Below are 26,110 nucleotides of genomic sequence, written 5' to 3' on the forward strand. Positions count from 1 at the left end.
CCGTTTCCAGAAGCTATCCCTCTCTCCAAGGCAGGTTGCTCACGTGTTACTCACCCGTCCGCCACTAAGATATCCTAAGTAAACTCAAAATATCTCCGTTCGACTTGCATGTGTTAAGCGTGCCGCCAGCGTTCGTCCTGAGCCAGGATCAAACTCTTTATTAAAGTTGTATATATCAGAATGTTTCCATCCTAAAATATCTGATCCAGTTCATAACGCTTGCGTTATTACTTCAATGTGTTTTTTAGTCTTTTCTTGACTTTCTTTCCTAAGTCTTTCAACTTAGCAAAGGAATCTCAAGGGTCGTTACTTTTTTTCTTCGCATTGTTCAATTTTCAAGATGCTGTTCGCTCTCTCCGCTCAGTCTCCCTCGCGGGACAGCTTTAATATTATATCACTTATTTTCTCTTTTGTCAAGAGGTTTTTTGAATTTTTTCAAAAAACTTTTTCGTGATATCTGTCTTTCGCCCGAACTCCCGCGCTGTATCACCAGTCTTACCGTTTGTCCTCTCGTCCGACAGCTTTTATATTATAGCACCATTTTCAGCCTTTGTCAACTAAAAAAAGCGCCGTTGAATCGGGCGCTTTTTATGTATAATTTCCCATATTGTGTTTTTTATATATCGCTATAGCCTGTTAATGCAGGTACGAATATATAAATCTCCCTGCAAACACCACTGCCATAGCCACAAGGGCTCCTGCTATGGTTATATGCTTCTGGACGTCCTCCTCGAACTTGAACTTCTCGGGTTCTTTGGGATCGCAGAGGATAAGATGAGTTGAGCCTACCTTTAAGGGCTGTGTATAGCCTGCCTTGTCCTGAACCTCATAGGTCTTGCCGCCGATATCGTACTTCATGATATGGACGTAGTTATCTGCGCGGCTGCTCTTGAACGCCACACTCTCCAGAACAATGCCCTTTTTCTTTATTACCTCTTTGGCTTCAAGCACCTCGGCTTTTGCGATAACGCCGAACTTCTTATAATAAAGAAGCCGCGCAAGATAGACGCATCCTGCTGCGGCTGTTACTATGCCAATGCAGGCAAGTATTATATCTCTCATGTTTCACCTCATGGTCAGAATATGCTCTCGGGCTGTACATAGCCCTTTGCCTTTTCGGGATAAAGGCGCTCCGCATAGCGGTATATCTGCATTATCTCAAGCTTGCTGGACTCGCCGTCCATACACCTCCTGATATCCTCACGGCCTATCTTGGTGTTGAGCTTGTAGCAGTCCTCAACGCCGTTCTCATTATAATGGAATCGCACGTCAAAGGAATAGCTGTTGCTGCCTGCAAGATGAGCACCTATGGAATAGGAAAAGTTTTCGATATTATCAAGGTTTATCTTCCATTTATAAAAGAGGTATTTGCAGTTGATAACGCTTCCGCTGCCGAACTCCACCGTAGTGCCCATATTTGAAAAGGCAACATAGGCGGCGAGTCCCAGCAGTATGCCTATGGGCAGACCTATCTCGTCTGTGAAGTACACAACTGTACAGACTACAGCTGCCCATATCAGTATAGATATCTTTATCGCCAAAGGCGGTATATACGATACTTTCAGCTTTTTCATAATCTCCCCCGCTTTAATTACCAAAAGCGAACAGTCCCTTACTGTTCCTATAATGAAATAATACCATTTTTGCGGCGATTTGTCAATAAAAAAGCGGATATCTTAATGATATCCGCTGAATTTTATTCACTTACATAATCCATTCGTAAGATTATCAAAGGACGCCCTCTCTTGCAGGGCGTCCCTCTTTCAAAAACAGTCCACTGGACTGTTTTTGAAATTCACCCTTGCGGAGCGCTTCGTAACTGTGGGGCTTTGCCCCACACCCCACCAGAGGCGCCGCCTCTGGACTCTGCCAAAGGAACACAGTCCCTTTGGAATCCCGTTTATATGCTCAGACGATTTTCAGCTAACGGCTCAGTTCGCCATGAGCTTTACCATTACTGCCTTCTGAGCGTGGAGACGGTTCTCGGCTTCCTCGAATATCTCGTTTGCGTGAGCCTCGAATACCTTCTCTGTTATCTCCTCCTCGCGGTGTGCAGGGAGACAGTGGAGAACCATTGCGCCCTCGTTTGCCTGTACCATGAGCTCATCGTTTATCTGGTAGCCTGCGAAAGCCTTCTTGCGCTTCTCAGCTTCGCCTTCCTGTCCCATAGAAGCCCATACGTCTGTGATAAGTACGTCTGCGCCCTTTGCAGCCTGCATAGGAACATTTGTCATCTCGAACTTGTCGCCGTAGCCCTTTGCAAAGTCAAGTATCTCCTTTGGAGGCTGATAGTCGTCAGGGCAAGCGATAGACACGCTCATGCCTACCTTTAAGCAGCCTACGATAAGGGAGTTTGCCATGTTGTTTCCGTCGCCGATGAAGCACATCTTCAGACCGTCGAAGCTGCCCTTGAACTCGCGGATAGTCATAAGGTCGGCAAGTACCTGACAAGGGTGGCAGAAGTCTGTAAGACCGTTGATTATCGGAATAGAGCCGTATTCTGCAAGGTCCTCGACTTCCTTCTGCTCGAATGTACGTATCATGATACCGTCAAGGTAACGTGAGAGAACTCTTGCTGTATCCTGTACAGGCTCTCCGCGTCCTATCTGGAGGTCGTTTGAGGAGAGGAACAGCGGATATCCGCCCAGCTGGTACATACCTGTCTCAAAGGATACACGGGTACGTGTGGAAGCCTTCTGGAATATCATTCCGAGAGTCTTGCCCTTGAGGTGTGGGTGTGGGATACCGTGCTTGAGCTCATACTTGAGCTGGTCAGCAAGGTTAAGTATCTCGATTATCTCTTCTGTGCTCAGGTCGAGCATTTTAAGTAAGTGTTTCATATTTTCTATCCTTTCTTAATCAAAAAATCATCTGTTCATTTCTGTGAACGCCTTATCTATAGCCACTGCAAACAGCGGTATATAATCATCGAAAGCCTTGTTATCCACGTTTATATGGAACTGCATCTCGCCGTTTACTCCCACAAGGCTCTGGATATGACCTACATTGTTTCCGTCGAGGATTATGTCGAATTCCTTTCTGTCCTTGCTGGAGATCTCAAAGTGCATGGTCTTGTGTCTTACCTTAATGGTAGGATCAAGGAACATAGAGGTACACTCCATTGTCATGAATACGTTGTCATTGAGGATTATTGTGAAGCTCGGTCTCTTTGCGTCGCCTGTCTGAACGAGAGTATAGAGGTTGTAATTGCTTGCGTCCATAAGATTATAACGGGCACTGAAGCCTTTTTTCTTGATATTATAGAGAAGGCGGTCATCTTTGTCTACTACAGTATATTTTGCGCCTTTACCGATTACTCTTAGCTCCATGATCATTCCTCCAGTATCTCTATCAGAATTTTCAGTCCGTCCTTTAGCTCGTCGTAGGATATAGTCAGCGGTGGAAGAAGTCTTACCTTTTCCTTGGCAGTGAGGATCAGAAGCCCCTTATCAAGAGCCTTTTGTGCCACATCGTGAGCGTCCTTGCTTTTAAGCTTTATGCCTATCATGAGACCGAGACCTGTTACAGCCTCTACCTCGCTGCACTTTTCAAGCTCTGTCCTGATAAGCTCGCTCTTTTTGCACACATCATCGAGGAAGCCCTCGCTCTCTAACCTGTCGAGCACTGCAAGACCGCCTGCACAGGCGATAGGATTGCCGCCGAAGGTAGAGCCGTGAGTACCTGCTGTGAGAACTCCGCTGCATTTTTCATTGACGAGACAAGCTCCCATAGGCAGTCCGCCTGCGATGCCCTTTGCCAGAGTAGTGATATCGGCTTTTCTGCCGAAGTTATCTCCTGCAAGGAATTTGCCTGTACGTCCGACGCCTGTCTGTATCTCGTCGGCTATAACAAGTATATCCTTGGGAGCGCAAAGCTCATACACCGCGTCTACGAACTCCTTATCGAGCTTATTGACGCCGCCCTCGCCCTGAACGTATTCAAGCATTACCGCACAAACTGTCTTGTCCTCAAGCTTAGCCTTCAGGTCGCTGATGTCGTTTGCCTTTACGTTCACGAAACCGTCTACGAACGGAAAGAAGTAGTTATGGAATACGTCCTGACCTGTAGCGGAAAGAGTAGCGATAGTTCTGCCGTGGAAGGAATTAACAAGGGTAATAATAGTATGTCTGCCCTTGCCGTATTTATCGAAGCTGTACTTCCTTGCCACCTTGATAGCGCACTCGTTTGCCTCTGCGCCGCTGTTGCAGAAGAACACCGACTTGTAGCCTGTGATGTCACAGAGCCTTTCGGCGAAATCCGCCTGAACCTTTGTGTAGTAGTAATTGGAGCTGTGCTGGAGTGTTCTTACCTGAGCGCATACAGCGTCAGCCCATTTTTCGTCGCAGTAGCCGAGGGAATTGGTACCGATACCGCTTCCGAAGTCAATGTATTCCGTGCCGTTTTCGTCCTTACAGCGTCTGCCGCTGCCCTGCTCCATAACGAGAGGGTAGCGTCCGTAGGACTGCATAACGTGCGAGTTGAATTTATCTATGGTATTCATAAAATTCCTCCTTGGGGCAGACTGCCTTGGAGTTACAGAACTTTTCAGACACACTATTATTATAGCGCTGAAAGGCAGTCGCAATCAATCAAACTATACTTATAATAAGTAAATTTTTTGTATACAAGTAAATAATTTTACAGAGAGTTGTAAATATAGAACCTAATTATACAAACTGTGTACCGATTCCTTCATTGGAAAGTATCTCGATGAGGATAGAATGAGGTACTCTTCCGTCGATGATAACAGTCTTGCTTACGCCGCGTCTTACAGCCTCTACGCAGCAGTCTATCTTTGGTATCATGCCGCCTGAGATGATACCCTGCATTTTCAGGAAAGGCACCTCGCTGACGTTTACCTCGGGGATAAGTGTGGACGGATCGTCCTTATCGCGGAGAAGTCCTGCGATATCTGTCATAAGGATAAGATTCTCTGCGCCAAGCTCGGCAGCTATTCTTGCAGCGGCTGTATCGGCGTTGATGTTGTAGGTGTTGCCCTCCTCGTCGGTAGCAACTGTAGCTATTACGGGGATATTGCCGTTAGCCAAAGCGTCTGTGATAGGCTTTGTATTTACCTTTGTTATCTCGCCTACCCAGCCAAGGTCCTGACCGTCGTCGGTCTTTTTCTTTTCAGCCATGAGCATTTCGCCGTCGATACCGCAAAGACCTACTGCGCTGCCCTTGTGCTGTGCAAGAAGCTGTACCAGTTCCTTGTTGACCTTGCCCGAGAGCACCATTTTTACCACGTCAACAGTTGCGTCGTCAGTATAGCGCAGACCGTTCACGAAGCGGCTCTCGATATTGAGCTTCTTGAGCATATCGCTTATCTCGGGACCGCCGCCGTGTACCAGAACTACCTTTACGCCTACCAGCGAAAGGAGAACGATATCTGTCATAACAGCGTCCTTGAGTTCCTTGTTGGTCATAGCGTTTCCGCCGTACTTGATAACAAGTATCTTGTTATTGTACTTCTGGATATAAGGCAGGGCGTCAATAAGCACCTGCGATTTATCGTTGTTTGAGATCTTTTCCATCTTACTTTACTTCCTTTTAATCATTTATATCATCTGAACTTCGTGAATTATACGGAGTTCTTATTTTCTTATCGTACATTGTCAGCGGAACGTCATCTTTATGCAGCTTTTTTCGAGTCTGCGGAACATATTCGGGCTTACTGCCGTCTGAACTTTCTTTTTTATAATCCATTCCGCCCGCTTTATAATTTTCTATTGCATTATCGAGTATATGCTTCACACGAAATGGTTCATTTACATTTGATATCACCAAAATAAAAAGCATACTTCTGCCTTCATATCTGTTTGCCTTGACAGTTATCTTTCCCTTGCTTCCGCTGGTAATACTTGCGCTTGTACTTGTGATGTCGCCGAGAGACAGCGTTTTTACCTGTCCATATCCGTCGGAGATTATCCTTTTGTCGGTTATAGCGTAATTTACACCATTAACGTCTGAATTCAAGCTCTCTATTACAGTTACTATCACTCCGATAACTACTGCGGCAGGGAAACCAAACATCAAAAGCAAAAGAATCTCAACGATCAAAGAACTGGCATTACAAAAGATCACATAAAGAGTTAAAGCAAAGATAAATATAACAATTGCTATAGTAATATAATTGTTTTTTATGAGTTTTCTTTGATTTTTACCGCTTTCCAAAGGATCTTCGGTCTTTCCTTTGCCGCCGCCGATAACGCATAGCAGCTGTTCGTCAAACATAAGGTTAGGTCTGAACAGGTTTTTTAGATATTCTGTATCGGTGTTAGCTTTTATTGCTTTCTCCCTTTTTTCCTCTTCCGTCATTATCCTGCCGTACTCATTTTCATCAAAGTAATCCTCGGCACTGATATATTCCCAGTCTTCTTCTTTCTTCTTCCCGAACATCAGCCTCACCTGCCCTGAGTTCCATTTGCAATTGCGCCGTGAACAGCGTCCTGTAGTATCCTTTTGACTCTCTGGGGATCGTTTATGCCTGTCATGCCCGATCTGTACTGACCGTTCTGCATAGGCTGTCCTGCACGGACGGGACGTCTGGTGGAATAATTTATGTATCCCTTGTTATTGCTGCCTGTAACAGCACTGATATTGTATATCTCCGCAAGGAAAACGAACTGCGGTCTGTTGTTCTTGATATTGATGACTCTCATATCGGTAATGGCGTGAACTCCCGTCTGGAAGCCTCCCGACGCCGCGATACTTGTCAGCATGAACATCACAAGACCTATCATGAACAGCGGACACACCTTGATTCCTGTGACCATAAGCACAAATGAGATTATTATCAGTATGGCATTGCGCTTTTTGTCGGCTTTCCGCTCCTGCGGAGGCTTGGGAGACAGCTTGTCGTATCCGCCAACCCACAGCAGATGTTCGTTTGGTGCGAGATACGGCTGAAAGCGGCTTTCAAGAGAAGCATAGCTGTCGTAGGAGTGCTGTTCGGAGTCCGCGTCATTGTAGGTCTGTTCGTGACTGTGGTCACATTCCGCAACTGTATTTATATTGCTGTAGGACTGCTCGTGGCTGTGTTCGCACTCCCTGCGGTATTCCTTTTTGGGAGCAATATAATCGTCGTCGTACTTAGCGGCGTACCTTTCATTATATTCATCGTAGTCCTCTTCTTTTCTTCTTCCGAACATCTATGCACCTCCTCCGCTTATTTTCTTCGTTTCATGCGACTTAAACGCCGTGAGCCATATGTATGCACCACTTTGCCTGTATCTTCGGGAACGATATCCTCCAGACCGTTGTCTCTTTTGACTATGGATATCTGCTTGCGGGCTATCCTGTCAGCCATGACAGGCGAATCTATCGCATAGAACTCAACAAGCTCTATTTTGTGCGCCGCAATATCAAATTGGGTAAAAAGTCTCAGCAAGCCGATGTTCTTTTCCTCGTTCAGCATATATATCTGAACGCTGAGTACGTCCTTCAGATAGACATATCTCGGACGTCCTTCATTTTCAAGAGAAATTCCGCGGATATTGGTTATGGCATATGCGCCCCGCTTATTGCCCGCAGAAAAGCCTGTCATCATATAAAGACCGACAATAATAAATATCATCATAAAGAAATAACAGATAGGATGATTATCATGGCTGAAAAGGTTTATCAGAATAAATATTATTCCAACTGCCACAAAAGACAGACCGCTTTTAAATTCTCTGTTCTTTGAGGGCGGCTCGATGACTCTTCTGTCGGTCAGCGAAGCTTTTTCAGAGGCGGGCTGACACCAGATGATGTACTCCCCGTCCATGAGATATCCGGAGAAAAGCGACTCGATATCTGTGCCGTAAAGCTTTTTCTTGTTCATAGAAGTTTTAGCTTCTGTAGTCTCCGTTTATCTTGACGTAATCATAGGTAAGGTCACAGCCCCATGCAATGGCTCTGCCCTTGCCGTCGCCGAGAGATACCAGTATCTTTATCTCCTCTTCCTTAAGGATACGCGCTGCAAGCTCCTCTGAGAACTCTATTACGCAGCCCTTCTTGCCCAGCTGGATAACTCCGCCGTCAGAAGCCATTTCGATATCTACCTTTGAGATGTCGAAGTCAGCGTCGGAATAGCCCAGAGCACAGAAAATTCTGCCTGCGTTGGCGTCCTCGCCGAATATCATAGCCTTGATAAGGCTGGAACCGATAATGGACTTTGCAACTTTTTCTGCAACAGCGTCTGTATCGGCGCCCTTTACAGCGCACTCGATGAGCTTTGTAGCGCCCTCGCCGTCACGAGCCATCATACGTGCAAGATTCATCATTATAGCGTAGAGAGCGTGTCTGAACTTCTCGAAATCTCCGTCGTCGTTTGTGACAGGCTTGTTGCCTGCGTCGCCCGAAGCCATGATACAAACCATGTCGTTTGTTGAAGTATCGCCGTCAACGCTTGCTCTGTTGAGAGTTACCTTTACGATATCGCTGAGGGCACGCTGTATCATCTCGGAAGAGATAGCGGCGTCAGTTGTAAGGAATGTAAGTGTTGTAGCCATATTCGGGTGTATCATGCCGCTGCCCTTGAGCATACCGCCCATAGTGCAGGTCTTTCCGCCCAGCTCGAACTGTACAGCGATCTCCTTTTCGGCTGTATCTGTAGTCATGATAGCTTCGAGAGCTCTCTTGTTACCGTCATAGGTAAGTCCCTCTGCAAGACCGTCCATAGCGTTTGCAATAGGCTCGATAGGGAGCACCTGACCGATAACGCCTGTAGAAGCTACGATAACGTCCTTCTCATCGATACCGAGAGACTTTGCAGCCAGCTGACACATCTTTACAGCCTTTTCTACGCCGTCGGGATTGCAGGTGTTGGCATTTACCGAGTTCACGATAACAGCTCTTGCCTTGCCGTCGCGGATATGCTCCTTTGTAACAAGTATGGGAGCGCCCTTTACCTTGTTTGTGGTGTATACTGCGGCAGCCTCGCACATCTTATCTGCAACGATGAGTGCAAGGTCGTTTTTCTTCTTTGCTGCGGGGATAGCGTTGTTTGCAGCCGCATTAGCCTCTGCCATTTCGCCGAGAGGCTTGTGCGCAAGACCGCACTGTACGCCGTTGGCTCTGAATCCCTTGGCAGCGCAGACGCCGCCCTCAACAAAGGTTATGCCCTTAACTTCAACAAGCTTCATTATCTGTTTCCTCCTTGATCTTCTGCGCAAATTTCGCAATTATGTCCATATATTCGGTCCTCTCCTCCTCAGAGCCCCAGTGGTGGGACTTAGCCATAAGACCTGCGTTCTCCAGCATTGGTCTCATCTGCTGATAGAAGAGCTTGAGGTATTTTTCCTTTCCTGCATAGAGGTTGTACATCAGCTGACCTTCAAACATCTCGCCGATAAACGGATCGTCGTTGAGGAACTCAATGGCTCTCTTTATAGCCACGCGTGAGCATATCTTCTGACGAAGCATACGGCTGACATCTGATACTGTAAGCTGATCCTTTGTTTTCGCCATGATAGTGTTGAACCACTCATCAACGGTGTAATCTATGCCGTCGTCCTCGATGAGGTCATACTCATAGATCTCTTTAAGTGTTTTGCTCATTTTACTTCCCCCCGATATAATTGAAGTAACATCATAAGGCTCAGACAAGTCCTGTTGTCTCGTCTATGCCCATCATAATATTAAGGCACTGTACTGCTGCTCCGCTGGCACCCTTTCCGAGGTTGTCAAGGCGTGAGCAGAGTAATATCTGTTCGTCGTTTCCGAATACGAAAACCTGCATTTTGTTCTGTCCGCTGAGAGTGTTTGAAGCAAGGAAGAACGCCTTCTGCTCGTCTGCGGACATAAGAGGCATTACCTCTATCATATTAGCTCCTGCATAGTGCTTTGCGTACATCTCGTGCACCTGCTGTGCAGTCACTTTCTTGTCAAGCATTCTTGTCTGTATTGGCACACTTACTACCATGCCGCTGAAATAGTCGCACACCATAGGGTTGAACATAGGTGTGTAGGTAAGTCCCGATACGGCTTTCATCTCAGGCAGGTGCTTGTGCTGCTGAGAGAGCGCATACTGACGTGGGCTGTTGAACTCGAAAGGCTTGTCGTCGCCCTCGTAAACTGCGATAGCCTTTTTGCCTGCTCCGCTGTAGCCCGATGTAGCATAAGCGAATACAGGGAAATCAGCAGGGATAATGCCGTTGCTTACCAGCGGATAAACTATTGAAGCAAAGCCGCTTGCGTAACAGCCGGGAACTGCAACCCTGTTGGACTTGATTATCTTTTCCCTGTGAGCAGGTGAGAGCTCGGGAAAACCATAAGCCCAGTCGGGATTTGTACGGTGAGCTGTAGAAGCGTCGATGATACGGACATGGTCGTTGTCCTTGTCGATAAACGAAACAGCCTCGATAGAAGCGGCGTCGGGCAGGCAGAGGAATACATAGTCTGCACTGTTTATAAGACGAGCACGCTCCGCAGGATCTTTTCTCAGCTCCTCGCTGATCTTCATTATCTCAAGGTCGTTTCTGTCCTTGAAACGCTCCTGTATTTTAAGACCTGTTGTACCTTCCTGACCGTCTATGTAGATTTTTACTGACATATTGTTTTCCTCCGTTTTCACTTAGAACTAAGATCTAAGATCTAAGAACTAAGTCTGTTTTCTATCCATAATACATTAACACTAATTCCATTATCGGGACGCCGAGGGCGGCGTCCCCTACAAATTCTTAGTTCTTAATTCTTAGTTCTTTTTGCGCTTATTGACCTTGCGCTCGTACTTGGCACGCTTGGGATCTTCCAAATCTGAATTGTCCTCTATCATTGAGTGCCATACGCTTATGCCAAGGGTTATTATAACTATCAGTGCGAACCAGAATATATGGGCGCTGGGGACAACTGCAAGCCACAGTCCCATTACAAGCTCACCCACAGCCCATATGACTCCCATAAGAATGGTAAGTCCTATGGTAAAAGTCACGTCTTTTTTCTTCATATCAGAGTCCCAGTGCCTTTTCTGCAAGAGCTATCTGCTCCTTAACAGCGTCAGGCGACGGACCGCCCTCGGACTTTCTCTCGCGGACGCAGGTATCAAGGCTGATAGCCTGATATACGTCCTTGTCAAAGAGGTCTGTCATTGCCTTATAGTCGGCGATAGGCAGTGTTTCAAGAGTAAGTCCCTTTTCTATGCACTGAGCAACGAGAGTTCCTGTTATCTTGTATGCGTCACGGAAAGGCATACCCTTTTTAACGAGATAGTCAGCGCAGTCCGTAGCGTTTATGAAGCCTCTTGCTGCTGCGTTTCTCATGTTGTCCTTTAGAACGCGCATTGTTGCAAGCATGGGAGTGAATGTCTTTACGCAGAGCTTTACATTGTCAACTGCGTCGAAGATAGCCTCCTTGTCCTCCTGCATATCCTTGTTGTATGCAAGTGGCAGACCTTTCATCATGGTGAGGAGAGTCATGAGGTCGCCGTTTACTCTGCCTGTCTTGCCGCGGATAAGCTCCGTAACGTCGGGGTTCTTCTTCTGGGGCATTATAGACGAGCCTGTAGCGAATGCGTCGTCTAGCTCCACGAACTTGAACTCCCACGAGCACCAGAGGATTATTTCCTCGGAAAATCTTGAAAGGTGTGTCATGAGCAGGGACAGTGCGCAGTTGAGCTCCACGCAGTAGTCTCTGTCGGAAACGCCGTCAAGGCTGTTGGGCATTGGAGCCGTAAAGCCGAGGAGCTCCGAGGTCTGCTTGCGGTTGGTCTTATATGTAGTACCTGCAAGAGCGCCGCTGCCGAGAGGGCAGTAGTTCATTCTCTTTGCGGTATCCTGTAATCTTTCCATATCGCGGAGAAGCATCCACACATACGCCATAAGGTGATGTGCGAGAGTTATGGGCTGTGCTCTCTGCAAGTGAGTATAGCCGGGCATTATGGTCTCGGTGTGCTCCTTAGCCATTTTCACCAGAGTAACAGCGAGTTTCTTTACCATAGCGTATATTTCGTCTATCTCGTCGCGGAGATAAAGTCTCAGGTCAACTGCCACCTGATCGTTTCTTGAACGTGAGGTGTGGAGTCTCTTTCCTACGTCGCCGAGACGCTTTGTAAGCTCAGCCTCAACGAACATATGGATATCCTCGGCATTGGGATCGAGCTCCAGCTTGCCGCTGTCGATATCGGCGAGTATGCCCTTCAGTCCCTCGATTATCTCGAGGCTGTCCTCCTTGGTGATAATGCCGCAGTCTCCCAGCATAGTAGCGTGGGCGATACTGCCCTTTATATCGTGGCGGTACATACGTCCGTCAAAGGCAATGGAAGAGTTGAAAGCGTTTACGCCCTCGTCCACCTGCTTGGAAAATCTTCCTGCCCACATCATATCTGCCATGTTTTTCTCTCCTTGTTGTAGCCATTCGCTTTTGTAGGGGACGGCGTCCTCGACGTCCCATAATTACGTTATTTATCAACGGGGCGATGTAGGCATCGCCCCCTACATTTACGGTTGTCCCGATTTATTGCTCACTGACGGGCGCACACTGTGCGCCCCTACAAGTTAATAATGCTTTTTATTTTTCAATGCCTTGTACTCTGTAAATACCTCAAGGCATTCCTCGCGGTGGAGCTCCTCCGAGATATCCTCGGGAGCTTCATAGAACTGCTTGTCGCGGAAGCCGATACTGTCGGTATCGCTGACATTGCAGCCGTAGTATACCTTTTTGATATTCGCCCACATTATAGCTCCTGCGCACATGGGGCAGGGCTCTGCGGTAGTATACAGCTCGCAGCCCGAAAGGTCGTGGCTGCCTGTCTTTTTGCAGGCGTCGCGGATAGCCATCATCTCGCCGTGACAGGTGGAATCGTGCCTTTTCACGACTTCATTGTGTCCCTGACCGATTATCTCGCCGTCTTTGACGATGACGCAGCCGAAAGGACCGCCGTGACCTGCGTTTATGCCTGCTCTCGCCTCATCAATGGCGAGCTTCATGAATTTATCCATAGTTTTATATTTCGATGTATTTGTTGCGGTAATACAAGTCCTCGCGGACGGTGAAGCCCATATGCTCCCAGAACCGATTTCCGTTTTCGTTGTGTGTGAACACCACCAGCAGGACTTTCTGTATGCCCTCTTTTCTGAGAGCCTCCATAGCGCTTTCCACCAGCATTCTGCCGATGCCTTGTCCGCGGCGGTCAGGAGCTACTACAACATGGTGAAAGATACCGCGTCTGCCGTCGTGACCTGCGAGGATAGTACCGATTATCCTGCCGTTTTCCTCGGCAACGAAGCTCGTTGCCGGATTACGTCCGAGATATCTTGCGAAGCCCTCGGGACTGTCGTCCACGGGATTTGTGCCCTCATGCTCTTTCCAGCACTCGTTTACTCCTTCCCAGTCATTGACGGTCATAACTCTTACCTTTACCATGCTGCCCTCCTTTTTTCAATTCATAATTCATAATGCTCAATTCATAATTATTCATTCAGCTAACACTTAAATTATGCATTATGCATTATGAATTATGCATTCTATTAAATCGTAACAGGCAGGAGATAGGCTCCCCTGCCTGAAACTGCTGATTATTCTGATGTCAAGAATGAATTACTTGTTGTTTCTCTTCTTGTCCAGCTGAGCTCTTACCTTTATCGGGAGACCGAAGAGGTTGATGAATCCTGCTGCGTCAGCCTGATTGTAAACCTCGTCCTCATCGAATGTAGCAACTTCCTCATCATAGAGTGTGTATGGTGAAGTTACGCCTGCATTGATGATGTTGCCCTTGTAGAGCTTGAGCTTAACGTCGCCTGTAACTCTCTCCTGTGTCTTGTCAACGAAAGCTGTGAGAGCTTCACGGAGAGGTGTGAACCACTGACCGTTGTATACGATATCAGCGAACTTGATGCTGAGGTACTGCTTGATACGTGCAGTTTCCTTGTCAAGAGTGATTGTTTCGAGAACCTCGTGAGCGTGATAAAGGATTGCACCGCCGGGAGTCTCGTAAACGCCTCTGGACTTCATACCAACGAGACGGTTCTCAACGAGGTCCGCAAGACCGATACCATTCTCGCCGCCAAGCTTGTTGAGAGCTGATACCATTTCAACGCCGTTGAGCTTCTTGCCGTCCAGCATTGTAGGAACGCCCTTCTCGAAGTGAATTGTGATATATGTAGGCTTGTCAGGAGCGTCGATTGGAGATACGCCCATTTCAAGGAAGCCCTTCTTCTCGTACTGTGGCTCGTTTGCAGGATCCTCAAGGTCGAGACCTTCGTGTGAAAGGTGCCAGATGTTCTTGTCCTTTGAGTAGTTTGTCTCTCTGTTTATCTTCAGAGGAATGTTGTGAGCCTCTGCATAATCAATCTCCTCGTCACGGCTCTTGATGTCCCATTCTCTCCATGGAGCGATGATAGCCATTTCAGGTGCGAAAGCCTTGATAGCAAGCTCGAATCTTACCTGATCGTTGCCCTTTCCTGTGCAGCCGTGGCAGATAGCGTCAGCGCCTTCTTCAAGAGCGATCTCAGCGATACGCTTTGCGATGATAGGACGAGCAAAGGAAGTACCGAGCATATATCTGTTCTCGTAAATTGCTCCTGCCTGAACTGTAGGATAAACGTAGTCCTGAATGAACTCTTCCTTGAGGTCAGCGATGATGAGCTTTGAAGCGCCTGTCTTGATAGCCTTCTCCTCGAGTCCGTCAAGCTCTGTGCCCTGTCCTACGTCGCCTGAAACAGCGATAACTTCGCAGTTATTGTAGTTTTCCTTGAGCCACGGGATAATGATAGAAGTATCAAGTCCGCCTGAGTATGCGAGAACTACCTTTTTGATATCCTTTTTGTTAGCCATTGTAATTACCTCCTGAATATAAACGCTGCTTTTCAAGCCGCGCGGATTTGCGATATAAGTATATTATACTACTTAACAAAATATTGTCAAGGGTATTTGCATAAATATTCATTATTTTTGAAAATATTCGCATTTATACGTATATTATTCAATCTACAGGTGAAGTGCCTATTTTTCGGAAATTGCCCTGCCAATTAGCCCCAAAGTTAAAAAGACTTGTTAAATCCTGCGGTGTTTTGTATGAATTTCCGATTTTTATTCTAATCCTGTTAATTTGCTTGATATTTTTTTATCTACCGTTTATAATAAGTTATACATATAGCTCTATAAAGTGCTAAAGAAAGATAAATAATGAATTTTGGCTTAATAAACTGGGAGGTTTACATTATGGCTGAGAAAAACGGAACAAAGATAACTATACTCGGCGCAGGCAACGTCGGCGCTTCTATTGCTTATACATTCGCAGTAGCAGGCACCTGCTCCGATATCGTTCTTGTTGATATAAACAAAGCTAAGGCTAAGGGCGAGGCTATGGATATCCGTCAGGGCGTTTCCTTTGGTGAGAACGTCGAGATATTCGACGGCGAGTACGAGGACGCAAAGGACTCCGATATCGTTGTTGTTACTCTCGGTATCGCAAGAAAGCCCGGTCAGACACGTCTCGACCTTGCACAGATAAACGTAAACATCATCAAGGAGGTTATGCCTCAGATAGCTAAGTACGCTCCCGACGCTATATACGTAGTTGTCAGCAACCCTGTTGACGTTCTTACATACACTATCCTCAAGTGTACAGACCTCAAGCCGAATCAGGTAATCGGCTCGGGTACAGCTCTTGATACTTCAAGACTCCGTTCCATCATCGCTGACCACGTAGGTCTCAGCCCTAACAGCATTCACGCTTACGTATTCGGCGAGCACGGCGATTCCTCATTTATCCCATGGTCTATCATGAACATCGCAGGAGTTCCTGTTGACGAGTACTGCGCAGATCAGGATCACGCAGACCTTGACGAGGACGAGATCCTCGACGAAGTCCGCAAGGCAGGCGCAGAGGTCATCAAGAGAAAGGGCGCTACATTCTACGCTATCGCAATGAGCGTAAACAAGATATGCGACACTGTTCTCCGTGACGCAAAGAACATTCTCACAGTTTCTACAATGATAAACGACAGATACGGCATCAACGACGTATGTCTCAGTCTCCCATGCGTTATCGGAAGCAACGGTATCGAAAGAGAAGTTTCACCTAAGCTTTCCGACTCAGAGATAGAGAAGCTTCAGGCAAGTGCAAAGGCACTGAGAAGCGTTATCGACCAGATACAGTTCTGAGAAGCCGCAAATAAGCATTTACGCGGAGAACTCACTGTTCTCCGCTTTTTTGAAATAATAACTGAAAGGACATATAACCCATGAATTACGCAGAAGAATCACTTAAAAAGCACTATGAGTGGCAGGGCAAGATAGAAGTTATCTGCCGTGCTCCCCTCGAAACAAGAGACGACCTCTCACTGGCTTACACCCCCGGCGTTGCACAGCCCTGTCTTGAAATACAGAAGGACGTTGACAAGAGCTATGAGCTCACACGCCGTTCCAACCTCGTTGCTGTAGTTACAGACGGTACAGCAGTTCTCGGTCTCGGCGACATCGGTCCTGAGGCAGGTATGCCTGTTATGGAGGGCAAGTGCGCACTCTTCAAGGCATTTGGCGACGTTGACGCAGTTCCGCTCTGCGTTCGTTCAAAGGAAGTTGACGACATCGTAAATACAGTTCGTCTCCTTGCAGGCTCATTCGGCGGCGTAAACTTAGAAGACATCTCCGCTCCCCGCTGCTTCGAGATAGAGAAGAAGCTTAAGGAGTGCTGCGATATCCCGATATTCCACGACGACCAGCACGGTACAGCAGTTGTTACTCTCGCAGCTATGCTCAACGCTCTCAAGGTAGTAGGCAAGAAGCTGGACGAGATAAGAGTAGTTACAAGCGGTGCAGGCGCAGCAGGTATCGCTATCATCAAGCTCCTCATCTCTATGGGACTTAAAGACGTTGTTCTCTGCGACAGAAACGGCGCTATCTACAAGGGACGTCCCGAGGGCATGAACCCAATGAAGGACGAAATGGCTGAGATAACCAACCAGCAGATGAGAAAGGGCAGCCTTGAAGAAGTTATCAAGGGCGCAGACGTATTCATCGGCGTATCGGCTCCCGGCTGCGTAACTCCCGAAATGGTAAAGAGCATGGCTGACAAGCCTATCCTCTTCCCCATGGCTAACCCCACTCCCGAGATAATGCCCGACCTTGCCAAGGAAGCAGGCGCAGCAGTAGTCGGCACAGGCAGAAGCGACTTCCCGAACCAGATAAACAACGTACTTGCATTCCCCGGCATCTTCCGCGGAGCTCTCGACGTTCGTGCAAGCGACATCAACGACGCTATGAAGATAGCTGCTGCTAAGGCTATTGCTTCATTCGTTACAGACGACAAGCTCAGCGCTGATTACATTATCCCAAGCGCTCTGGACAAATCCGTAGCACAGGCAGTTGCAAAGGCTGTTGCTCAGGCTGCCAAGGAAACAGGCGTTGCACGTATATAAGCGTGCGATTGTACTTGCAGAAAAAAGGCATATATGATATAATTGAGCCGTGGAGCTTTTCGCTCTGCGGCTTGATTGTTTATTACGCCGTCCCCTACGGAATAAAAAGGAATGATAAATATGAGTTTGAATGATACACCCTCCTCGGAGAGAGTCCACATAGGCTTCTTCGGACGGAGAAATGCAGGCAAATCCAGCGTTGTCAACGCTGTTACGGGACAGGAGCTGTCCGTAGTCTCCGACGTCAAGGGCACTACAACTGATCCTGTCACCAAGGCTATGGAGCTTCTCCCGCTCGGTCCCGTGGTGATAATCGACACCCCGGGCTTCGACGACGAGGGAGCTCTCGGCGAGCTGAGAGTCCGCAAAACAAAGCAGATACTCAACCGCACCGACCTTGCTGTGCTCATCGTTGACGGAACTGTGGGACTTACCGACACCGAGCAGCAGCTCATCGGCATTTTCAAGGAAAAGGATATCCCATACCTCACAGTCTACAACAAGTCCGACATCGCCGCAAAGCGCGTCTGTCAGGACAACGAGTTTGAAGTCAGCGCCCTTACAGGCGAAAATATATACGAGCTGAAAGAGCGCATTGCCGCCCTTGCCAAGCTCCCCTCACAGGAAAAGCGCATAGTGGGCGACCTGCTGAGTACAGGTGATATGGTCGTGCTGGTAACTCCTATCGACGAGTCAGCTCCCAAGGGACGAATGATACTGCCCCAAGTGCAGACGCTCCGCGACGTTCTCGACGCAAACGCAATGGCAGTATTCACCAAGGAGCACCAGCTTGCGGAAACTCTCGGAAAGCTGAGCTCTCCGCCGAAAATGGTCATCACCGACAGTCAGGCATTCGCAATAGTGAGCAAGATAGTCCCCGAGACTGTCCCCCTCACCTCTTTCTCGATACTTATGGCACGTTACAAGGGCTTCCTTGAAACATCGGTAAAGGGCGCAGCCGCAATAAAGACGCTGAAAGACGGGGATACCGTTCTCATTTCCGAGGGCTGTACTCATCACCGTCAATGCGGAGATATCGGCAGTGTTAAACTGCCTGCCCTGCTGAAAAAGACAACAGGCAAGGAGCTGAATATCGAGCTGAGCTCAGGACGTGAGTTCCCCGAGGACTTGTCCAAATACAGCCTTGTGATACACTGCGGAGGCTGTATGCTTGGCGAACGCGAAATGACCTACCGCCGCAAATCAGCCGAGGACCAGAACGTGCCCTTCACCAATTACGGCATTGCCCTTGCCCTCATGAACGGCATATTAAAGCGCAGTCTGGGAATATTCCCACACCTTGCAGGAGAGATAGAATGAAAGCACGTCTGCCCTATATCATCGGCTTTCTGCTCCTTGTAGCAGCGGAGGTCTGCATAGGCGTATTCTATTTCAACTTCTTCATACGCGCTTATGTAGGCGACGTCATCATAGTCTGGGTGCTGTACTGCCTGTTCCGCTCATTTGTGCCAAAAAAGTTCGATTCATACGGCGTTGCACTGGGGATACTGGCGTTTTCATTCGCTGTGGAGTTCCTGCAAAAGGCTCATATCGCCGATATACTCGGCGTGAAAAACGAGCTTCTCCGCATAATCATCGGCACAAGCTACGCTCCCGAGGACCTATGGTGCTATGCCGTTGGAACTGCCGTTACACTGCTGGAGATATTCTTATACCGACAACTGAAAAAGAGGAAAACAAATGACTGAAAAACAAACAAAAAACGACTCTCATCTCGGCGCCATTGACGGTCTTAAAGGCATCGGCGCCTGTATCATAGCTTTTTTCTGGCACTATCAGCACTTCAAGCCACAGAACGGCTCCCCTTTCTTCTCGATATTTCCCATGTCATACAAACACGGCTCATTCATGGTGGAGCTTTTCTTCATGCTGTCGGGCTTCGGTATGATGCTGGGCTACTCGGAAAGGATAATCGGGCACAAAATAAGCTTCCGCGATTTCATCGTAAAGCGTCTGCGGAAGATATATCCGCCTTTCCTTTTCTTCACACTGGTCACAATTATACTTGAACTCGCCTATTATCACAAGTGCGGAACTACCTTTGTATACGGAAATTTCGACATTCAGCACCTGATATACAATCTCCTGCTCATGCAGGACGGCTTATTCGGCAAAGACTGGTCGCTGGACGCTCCCTCGTGGTGCATAAGCATATGTATGCTGTGCTATCTGCTGTTTTACCTGATACTTTACCGCGTCAGGAACGAGCGCCACGGCTGCTATGTATTCTTCGGAGCAGCTCTTCTGGGCACGACTATCACTCTTTCGGAAGTGGACTATCCCCTGTGGAACAGTCTTGTGGGACGTGGGATCGCCTGCTTTTTCATAGGCGCCATACTCTGCACGATATACAGGAACAGAGAAAAATTCAGATATCAGCGTCTGGGCTATGTTTGTCTGGGAGCTGTGATAATAAGCTACCTTGTGCTGCGCTTCAAGCCCGAATTCATGGGAGATTTCCGCATGGCGTTCATACTCGGTATCGCTCCCGCGCTGATACTTGCAGTGCTGTTCATACCGTGGCTGGGAGCTGTACTCGGCATACGTCCTCTGACGTATCTGGGCAGCCTTTCCATAGTGATATACCTTGTGCATTTCCCCGTACAGTGCGCAATACGCACCATAGACGAATACGCAGGGCTGGGGCTCGATTACTCCACAAAGGCGGTATGGCTCAGCTATGCAGCAGCCGTACTCATATCGTCCGTGGTATACAGACTTGTAATCGCAAAGGCGGCAGAAAAGGCTGTATTCGGCTTTTTCAGCAAAAAGGAGACATCTCCGCAGAAAAAAACGGCATGAGCAAAAGCTCTCCCGAAAGCATATAATGAAATGAAGTTGTATAAACTGAGCCCCAAGGGCAATAATAAAGTCATCAGCTGAAATTCATCATATATCGGGAGAAATACTATGTCAGTCAAACGCGGAGAAATATACTACGCCGACCTCAGTCCCGTTGTGGGCTCTGAGCAGGGCGGAGTCAGACCTGTACTTATAGTCCAGAACGATGTGGGGAACAAGCACAGTCCCACGGTCATCGCCGCGGCTATCACCAGTCAGCGCGACAAGAACCACCTGCCCACACACATCGAAGTTGAGGCGGACAAATGCGGACTTGCAAAGGACAGTATCGTGCTTCTGGAGCAGATACGGACTATCGACAAGCGCCGTCTCAAGGACAAAATGGGCGAGCTTGACCTTAACGCAATGGATAAGGTGGACACAGCGCTGTCTATCAGCTTTGGTCTGGAAATATAATACTCAAAAAGCCTTGGAGAAGCAAATGCTTCTTTAAGGCTTTTTATTTTTTAGTGAATAGTGATCAGATAATTCAAAGCATTTTACGGGCGGATAATATCCGCCCCTACAGCCTTATTTCTAATCACTCAAAAGAATATTTGTCCCACAATGGACATATCCTGTAAGGACAACATCTGTGAAAGGGTGAAAATATGGGACTTACAGAAAACGAAGCCGCAGAAAAACTGAAAACCGAGGGTGAAAACGTCCTCGCCGAAAACAGGCAGGCAGGTCCTGTGAAAATATTCATAGGACAATTCAAGGACATCATGGTGATGATACTCCTCGGCGCTACGGTAATATCAATACTCCTCGGAGAGATATCCGACGCCGTGACTATCATACTCATAGTGCTCCTCAACGCCATTCTCGGCTTTATACAGGAGTATCGCACCGAGCACACGCTGGAGGCTCTCCGCTCCATGACCGCTCCGACGGCTAAGTGCTGGCGTGACGACAAACTGAAAGAAATAGAGGCTTCAAAGCTTGTGACGGGAGACATTATCGAGCTTGAAGCAGGCGACCGCATACCTGCGGACTGCGCCGTTTTAAAGGCGGCAGGCTTCTTCTCCGACGAAGCCATACTCACGGGAGAATCCGTGGCTGTCAGCAAGTCCGCAGGTTCTCCCGAGGATACCGACAACTCCCTCAACAAGCCCAATATCGTCTACTGCGGAGCCTCCGCCACAAAGGGCGTTTGCCGCGCAAAGGTCATAGCTACGGGCAAACACACACAAATGGGCAAGATATCGGAAATGCTCACCGATATCGACAGAGAGCCTACTCCCCTGCAAAAGCGGCTCGGGGAGCTCGGCAAAGCCGTCGCCGTGATATGCCTTATCGTCTGCGCCGCCGTTTTCGGGGCAGGAGTGCTCCGCGGCGAGAACGTGTTCGATATGCTGATGACGGGCATAACCATTGCCATTGCCGCTATCCCAGAGGGACTTCCTGCAACGGTGACTATCGCTCTTGCACTGGCTGTCAGCCGTATGCTGAAGCAGAAAGCTCTTGTGAACAAGCTCCACAGCGTTGAGACTCTGGGCTGTACCTCGGTGATATGCTCCGATAAAACAGGCACTATCACCGAAAACAAAATGACCGTCACGGAGCTGTCTACTGTTTCGGCGGACTACTATTTCAGCGGCATTGGCTACCGCGTCAGCGGAGCAGTCACAAAGGGCGATGACAATATCGCCGTGAATCCAACCGCCGAAAAGTCTCTCACGGAGGCTCTGCGGTGCGGAGTTCTCTGCTCTACGGCGGAGATAAGCACTCAGGAAGTCCCCAAAAGCCGCAACAGAGGAGCTCTTGCAGGCAGGGGCGAATGGCAGGTTACGGGAGACTCCACAGAAGCGGCTCTGCTCATTGCGGCGGCAAAGGCAGGCATAACAAGGGAGTCCCTTTCGGGGAGCTGCCGCGTCCTCGGGGAGTACCCCTTTGACAGCGAAACTCGTTTTATGGCGGTTCTTTGCTCCTGCGGCAGCGACAAGCGTATGTATTTCAAGGGCGCCGAGGAAGTCCTCCTGCCGCGCTGTTCCCAGTATATCAGCGAAAACGGCGCTCCCGTGCCTATGAGCTCCGCTGTACGTCGGGAACTTGCCGAAAAGGCAGCGGAAATGTCAGACCGTGCGCTGAGAGTTCTTGCGCTGGCGACGTGCAGCTCCGATACCCTTGAACCCAACCGCAGAAATCTGGTATTTCTAGGCTTTGCAGGCATGACCGATCCGCCCCGAGAAGAAGCCAAAACTGCCATTCGCAAGTGCGCGGCGGCTTCGGTGAAAACCGTCATGATAACAGGCGACCACAAAAATACCGCCGTGGCAGTTGCAAAAAAGGCAGGTCTGCTCAAGGGCGGCTTGGCTATGACGGGAGCGGAGCTTGACGCCCTCTCCGACGAGGAGCTTGACCGAGTTATCGGCAAATACACGGTGTTTTCCCGTGTCGAGCCAGTACATAAGCTGCGTATCGTGCGGAGCTTCAAACGCCGCGGCGAGATAGTCACCATGACAGGCGACGGCGTGAACGACGCTCCTGCGGTAAAAGAAGCCGATGTGGGTGTAGCTATGGGAGTTACAGGCACCGACGTTACAAAGCAGGCTGCCGACGTGATACTCATGGACGACAACCTTGCCACACTTGTCAGCGCCGTTGAGCAGGGGCGCTGCGTTTATGCCAATATACGGAAGTTCGTGCGGTATCTGCTGTCCTGCAATATAGGCGAGGTGCTGACCATGTTCCTCGGCATACTCATGGGTATGCCCGTGGTGCTGCTGCCCGTGCAGATACTTCTGGTGAATCTGGTCACAGACGGGCTCCCTGCGGTGGCTCTCGGTATGGAGCCGCCCGAAAAGGACATAATGAACCGACCGCCGCGGCGCTCTGCGGAGGGCTTTTTCTCGGGCGGTCTCATGTGGAAGATAGTCATTCGGGGCGTGTTCATAGGGCTGTCAACGCTGGCAAGCTTCACCACGGTCATGCGGCTGGGCGGCTCTCTTGAAGCCTGCCGCACCGCCGCTCTCATAACACTGGTGGTGTCGCAGCTGATACACGTTTTCGAGTGCCGCTCGGAGCGCCGCAGCCTGTTCCGCATGAACCCCTTCGGCAATATGAAGCTGGTCATCGCAGTGGTGATATCCGCCGCAGTCCTTGCCGCCGCAGTGATCCTGCCACAGCTGCAAATGGTGTTCAGCACCGTAGACCTCAGCACACCGCAGCTGCTGACAGCGTTGGGATTCAGCGCGGCTGTGCCTGTGATAAGTTCGATTTTTAGCAAGAAGTAATATGTAGGGGCGGCGTTTCGCCGCCCCTACATTTATAGCTTGTCTTTCTGCCTGAACAGCAGCGAAGCTATTAGCCCGAACAGCAATGCCGCTGTCACGCCGCCTGCGGCGGCGGTAAGTCCCCCTGTGAATATCCCGAGTAATCCGTCCCTGCCTATGGTCTTTCTTATGCCCTCCGCAAGCAGATGACCGAAGCCCGTCAGGGGCACTGTAGCTCCTGCTCCTGCAAACTCGGCTATGGGCTTGTACAGTCCCACCGCCGATAATACGACTCCCGTAACAACGTAGCCTGTGAGTATCCTCGCAGACGTTAATTTTGTGAAGTCGATGAGGACTTGTCCCACGGCGCAAAGCAGTCCTCCCACTAAAAATGCCTTTAAAATATCAAGTATCATGCCTGCTCCTTTCTCAGATGAACCAGATGTGATATCGAGGGTATGCTCTCGCCCTGCTGCAATGACATTGGCGACATGAGCGCTCCTGTGGCGGCAAAGAGTATATTTTCAGCCTCGCCGCGCTCCAGCATAGGCAGGAAATTACCGCAGAGCACGCTTGCTCCGCAGCCGCAGCCCGAACCGCCGCAGTGCATATCCTGCTTCTCCACGTCGAATATCATAGCTCCGCAGTCACGGTGCTGAGCGGTTATATCCACGCCCTGCTTCAGCAGGAAGTCCCTGAGAAGCTCGCTCCCCACCACGCCAAGGTCTCCTGTGACGATGTAGTCATAGTCCTCGGGAACTGTCCCCGTTGCCGATAAATAGCGCATTATGGTGTCCGCAGCCGCAGGCGCCATAGCGCTGCCCATGTTGTTGATGTCGGTTATCTCAAGGTCGGCTATCTTACCGATACAACCGCCAACTACGCCGATATTTCCGCTGTCACTGGAGACTATCACTGCGCCCGAGGCAGTACAGGTCCACTGCGATGTGGGAGTCCGCTGACCGCCGTAGGACAGAGGAAATCGGAACTGCCGCTCTGCCGTGGAGAAATGCGATGATGTCACCGCTGCGGCGTGGTCTGCGATACCGCTGTCCGTCAGCACAGATGTGATGAGAAGCCCCTCTGCCATAGTGGAGCAAGCTCCGTAAAGTCCCAGAAATGGCACGGCAAGCTCCCTGACGCTGTATGCCGAGCCTATGCACTGATTGATGAGGTCTCCTGCGCATATGACGTCGATATCCTCTCTTTGCAGACCTGCCTTGCGCAGCGCAAGTCCCACAGCTTCAAGCTGGAACTGTGTCTCTGCCTGCTCCCATGTTTCCTTTCCGAAGTGGCTGTCCGTCACCACCTCGTCAAAACATTCCCCGAGAGGTCCCTCCCCCTCCTTTTCGCCTACTACTGCGGCGTAGCTGCTTATTCTTACGGGAGTATCCGTGCGGAAAACTCCCCTTGCTATACGTTCTGCCATGCTGATACCTCGCTTTCGGAGATATTATGCGGCATTTTTACGGGAATATACATAAAAACAGCCGCAAAATGCGGCTGTTCACAAGCTATTTGCTCCTGAATCTGTAGAGTACGCTCTTATAGCAATCCTCATCCTTGAAATATCCGATCCCAAGAACAATAACGCTGTTATTGTCAAGAACTGCAACGGACTGTATCTCCATATTGTCAGGTATAAGATCAATGTAATTGATGATATTTTCGTACTGCCAGTCCCTGTCATAAGCGAAAAGCCCGATACCCGAACTCAGGTACAGCAGGTCTTTTCCGTGTCCCATAGTGCCTGCGCATATTCCTGCACTCCTGCTGTTGCAGCCGAAATCCTCCTTTTTTACGCCCGCCTCTCCTTCCAGCTCATAATATTTCTTATATCTGTAATAGAAATACAAAGCGTCACGGGGCGTGTCGGAACAGAAATCAGTGCCTACAAAGCAGAAGTTCCCCTTTGAAGTCATTTTCATAACAGTTGCTCTGTAATAAGGGATATAATTCTCTATTTCGTCCTTTATACTACCGCTTTTGTCGGCAACATAATAAGTTGTCCGCTTGCAATCGTCAAATACAGCCTTAGCGGAGATAACCAGCTCGTTATCCCAGCTGTCCTCGCATTTCAGCCAACATACGGGCCTTTCCTTATCATAGTCTATATCCAGCTTGTTTTCGGAAACGACCTTGCCGTTGGTATCAATCTCAAAGAGTTTGTAGTTCACCCTTGATGCATGGCTGAAAATGTGGTCAATATAGTCCTGAGGCATATTTTCTTCCTCGGCGTGTCCCGGATCTTTTCCAAGGAAGTATTTAGGCTCCACCGCTGTGATGAATATTTTTCCGTCGGTAGTTCCCGTTGCCGAATAATAGGCTGTTTTGCCAAGACCGAGGTCGGGAGTTATCTCCGTGATACTGCCGTCTTTGTCATCAGCAATATACAGCTTCTGTACATCTGCGTCGCCGTATTCCGAAGCATCCGAAACTATCAGGTAACGGCTGTCATTCAGAGCCGAAATTTCGGTGATATCATACATATCTCCCGTACCGTTCACCTCAGAGACCTCGTATTCACCGCGGGGAAGCTCCTCAAGGACTGATCCTGCGGTGATGATCTCGGCAGGTGTACTTTCCTCGTTTTCTTCTGAGCTGCCGTATTTCTCACATGAGACCGCCAGCCCCGATAAAACAGCCATTGTCAGAACGATCCCGACAAGTTTTTTAGTTCTTTTCATG

At 48.9% G+C, this 26,110-nt stretch carries 27 protein-coding genes and 1 rRNA gene; 7 read left to right on the forward strand and 21 right to left on the reverse strand.

Translation table 11 applies throughout. The features are described 5' to 3' along the window. The 18 genes from BT105_RS13340 to BT105_RS13425 all read right to left on the reverse strand — a co-directional run. Positions 1-164, reverse strand: a 16S ribosomal RNA gene (locus BT105_RS13340); the annotation flags it as partial. Between the two features lie 472 nt (positions 165-636). Then, positions 637-1,062, reverse strand: coding sequence for a hypothetical protein (locus BT105_RS13345; protein WP_072301198.1), 426 nt, complete (start codon positions 1,060-1,062; stop codon positions 637-639). Positions 1,063-1,076: 14 nt separating this feature from the next. Beyond that, a complete protein-coding gene (locus tag BT105_RS13350; RefSeq protein ID WP_072301199.1) occupies positions 1,077-1,574 on the reverse strand; it encodes a hypothetical protein in 498 nt (165 codons plus the stop codon). A gap of 357 nt (positions 1,575-1,931) precedes the next feature. Continuing rightward, positions 1,932-2,840, reverse strand: coding sequence for an ornithine carbamoyltransferase (gene argF, locus BT105_RS13355; RefSeq protein WP_028513855.1), 909 nt, complete (start codon positions 2,838-2,840; stop codon positions 1,932-1,934). Between the two features lie 27 nt (positions 2,841-2,867). Further along, positions 2,868-3,329: an LURP-one-related family protein gene (locus BT105_RS13360; RefSeq protein WP_072301200.1), complete on the reverse strand. Its 462-nt coding sequence runs from the start codon at positions 3,327-3,329 to the stop codon at positions 2,868-2,870. A 2-nt stretch (positions 3,330-3,331) separates the two neighbouring features. Continuing rightward, positions 3,332-4,501, reverse strand: coding sequence for an aspartate aminotransferase family protein (locus BT105_RS13365; protein ID WP_072301201.1), 1,170 nt, complete (start codon positions 4,499-4,501; stop codon positions 3,332-3,334). A 166-nt stretch (positions 4,502-4,667) separates the two neighbouring features. After that, the gene (gene argB, locus BT105_RS13370; RefSeq protein WP_028513858.1) at positions 4,668-5,534 is read right to left on the reverse strand and encodes an acetylglutamate kinase; all 867 of its coding nucleotides are present in this window, start codon (positions 5,532-5,534) and stop codon (positions 4,668-4,670) included. A 16-nt stretch (positions 5,535-5,550) separates the two neighbouring features. After that, complete coding sequence (locus tag BT105_RS13375; protein ID WP_072301202.1) at positions 5,551-6,399, reverse strand: hypothetical protein; 849 nt, start codon at positions 6,397-6,399, stop codon at positions 5,551-5,553. Positions 6,400-6,404: 5 nt separating this feature from the next. Then, positions 6,405-7,151 carry a hypothetical protein gene (locus BT105_RS13380; protein ID WP_072301203.1) on the reverse strand — a complete coding sequence of 249 codons (747 nt, stop codon included), beginning with the start codon at positions 7,149-7,151 and terminating at the stop codon, positions 6,405-6,407. 17 nt (positions 7,152-7,168) lie between these two features. Beyond that, on the reverse strand, positions 7,169-7,825 hold the full coding sequence (locus tag BT105_RS13385) for a hypothetical protein (RefSeq protein ID WP_072301204.1): 657 nt from the start codon (positions 7,823-7,825) through the stop codon (positions 7,169-7,171). Between the two features lie 7 nt (positions 7,826-7,832). Then, positions 7,833-9,128, reverse strand: coding sequence for a bifunctional glutamate N-acetyltransferase/amino-acid acetyltransferase ArgJ (gene argJ / locus BT105_RS13390; RefSeq protein WP_072301205.1), 1,296 nt, complete (start codon positions 9,126-9,128; stop codon positions 7,833-7,835). Continuing rightward, a complete protein-coding gene (locus tag BT105_RS13395) occupies positions 9,115-9,543 on the reverse strand; it encodes a contact-dependent growth inhibition system immunity protein (RefSeq protein ID WP_028513863.1) in 429 nt (142 codons plus the stop codon). Before BT105_RS13395 ends, argJ begins: the two co-directional genes overlap by 14 nt. A 40-nt stretch (positions 9,544-9,583) precedes the next feature. Next, on the reverse strand, positions 9,584-10,537 hold the full coding sequence (gene argC / locus BT105_RS13400; RefSeq protein ID WP_072301206.1) for an N-acetyl-gamma-glutamyl-phosphate reductase: 954 nt from the start codon (positions 10,535-10,537) through the stop codon (positions 9,584-9,586). Positions 10,538-10,678: 141 nt separating this feature from the next. Next, on the reverse strand, positions 10,679-10,930 hold the full coding sequence (locus BT105_RS13405) for a hypothetical protein (RefSeq protein ID WP_072301310.1): 252 nt from the start codon (positions 10,928-10,930) through the stop codon (positions 10,679-10,681). A 1-nt stretch (position 10,931) separates the two neighbouring features. Then, positions 10,932-12,311 (reverse strand): argininosuccinate lyase, encoded by a 1,380-nt coding sequence (gene argH, locus BT105_RS13410; RefSeq protein ID WP_072301207.1) that lies wholly within the window; start codon positions 12,309-12,311, stop codon positions 10,932-10,934. Positions 12,312-12,476: 165 nt separating this feature from the next. Next, positions 12,477-12,920, reverse strand: coding sequence for a nucleoside deaminase (locus BT105_RS13415; protein WP_072301208.1), 444 nt, complete (start codon positions 12,918-12,920; stop codon positions 12,477-12,479). A gap of 4 nt (positions 12,921-12,924) precedes the next feature. Then, positions 12,925-13,344, reverse strand: coding sequence for a GNAT family N-acetyltransferase (locus tag BT105_RS13420; protein WP_207646770.1), 420 nt, complete (start codon positions 13,342-13,344; stop codon positions 12,925-12,927). Between the two features lie 174 nt (positions 13,345-13,518). Continuing rightward, the gene (locus tag BT105_RS13425) at positions 13,519-14,754 is read right to left on the reverse strand and encodes an argininosuccinate synthase (protein WP_072301209.1); all 1,236 of its coding nucleotides are present in this window, start codon (positions 14,752-14,754) and stop codon (positions 13,519-13,521) included. Positions 14,755-15,141: 387 nt separating this feature from the next. On the opposite strand from BT105_RS13425, the gene BT105_RS13430 reads away from it, so the two are divergent. The 7 genes from BT105_RS13430 to BT105_RS13460 all read left to right on the forward strand — a co-directional run bounded on the left by BT105_RS13430 (position 15,142) and on the right by BT105_RS13460 (position 23,443). Then, complete coding sequence (locus BT105_RS13430; RefSeq protein WP_072301210.1) at positions 15,142-16,086, forward strand: L-lactate dehydrogenase; 945 nt, start codon at positions 15,142-15,144, stop codon at positions 16,084-16,086. Between the two features lie 80 nt (positions 16,087-16,166). Beyond that, positions 16,167-17,342, forward strand: a complete 1,176-nt coding sequence (locus BT105_RS13435; protein ID WP_072301211.1) for an NAD(P)-dependent malic enzyme — start codon at positions 16,167-16,169, stop codon at positions 17,340-17,342. Positions 17,343-17,462: 120 nt separating this feature from the next. Beyond that, the gene (gene hydF, locus BT105_RS13440) at positions 17,463-18,662 is read left to right on the forward strand and encodes a [FeFe] hydrogenase H-cluster maturation GTPase HydF (RefSeq protein WP_072301312.1); all 1,200 of its coding nucleotides are present in this window, start codon (positions 17,463-17,465) and stop codon (positions 18,660-18,662) included. Next, complete coding sequence (locus BT105_RS13445) at positions 18,659-19,051, forward strand: ribosomal maturation YjgA family protein (RefSeq protein ID WP_072301212.1); 393 nt, start codon at positions 18,659-18,661, stop codon at positions 19,049-19,051. The genes hydF and BT105_RS13445 overlap by 4 nt, the downstream gene beginning before the upstream one ends. Continuing rightward, positions 19,044-20,165: an acyltransferase family protein gene (locus tag BT105_RS13450; protein WP_072301213.1), complete on the forward strand. Its 1,122-nt coding sequence runs from the start codon at positions 19,044-19,046 to the stop codon at positions 20,163-20,165. The genes BT105_RS13445 and BT105_RS13450 overlap by 8 nt, the downstream gene beginning before the upstream one ends. A gap of 108 nt (positions 20,166-20,273) precedes the next feature. Beyond that, a complete protein-coding gene (locus BT105_RS13455) occupies positions 20,274-20,621 on the forward strand; it encodes a type II toxin-antitoxin system PemK/MazF family toxin (RefSeq protein WP_028513876.1) in 348 nt (115 codons plus the stop codon). Between the two features lie 194 nt (positions 20,622-20,815). After that, entirely contained in the window at positions 20,816-23,443 is a 2,628-nt protein-coding gene (locus BT105_RS13460; RefSeq protein ID WP_072301214.1) for a cation-translocating P-type ATPase, read from the forward strand. A 32-nt stretch (positions 23,444-23,475) separates the two neighbouring features. Here BT105_RS13460 and BT105_RS13465 read toward each other — a convergent pair whose 3' ends face one another. The 3 genes from BT105_RS13465 to BT105_RS13475 all read right to left on the reverse strand — a co-directional run bounded on the left by BT105_RS13465 (position 23,476) and on the right by BT105_RS13475 (position 26,109). Next, positions 23,476-23,838, reverse strand: coding sequence for a SpoVA/SpoVAEb family sporulation membrane protein (locus tag BT105_RS13465; protein WP_072301215.1), 363 nt, complete (start codon positions 23,836-23,838; stop codon positions 23,476-23,478). Continuing rightward, positions 23,835-24,851, reverse strand: a complete 1,017-nt coding sequence (locus BT105_RS13470) for a stage V sporulation protein AD (protein ID WP_072301216.1) — start codon at positions 24,849-24,851, stop codon at positions 23,835-23,837. Before BT105_RS13470 ends, BT105_RS13465 begins: the two co-directional genes overlap by 4 nt. A gap of 85 nt (positions 24,852-24,936) precedes the next feature. After that, positions 24,937-26,109 (reverse strand): hypothetical protein, encoded by a 1,173-nt coding sequence (locus tag BT105_RS13475; protein WP_072301217.1) that lies wholly within the window; start codon positions 26,107-26,109, stop codon positions 24,937-24,939. Position 26,110 lies beyond the last annotated feature (1 nt).

It is taken from the genome of Ruminococcus flavefaciens (assembly GCF_900119075.1).
Taxonomy (GTDB): domain Bacteria; phylum Bacillota; class Clostridia; order Oscillospirales; family Ruminococcaceae; genus Ruminococcus; species Ruminococcus flavefaciens_Q.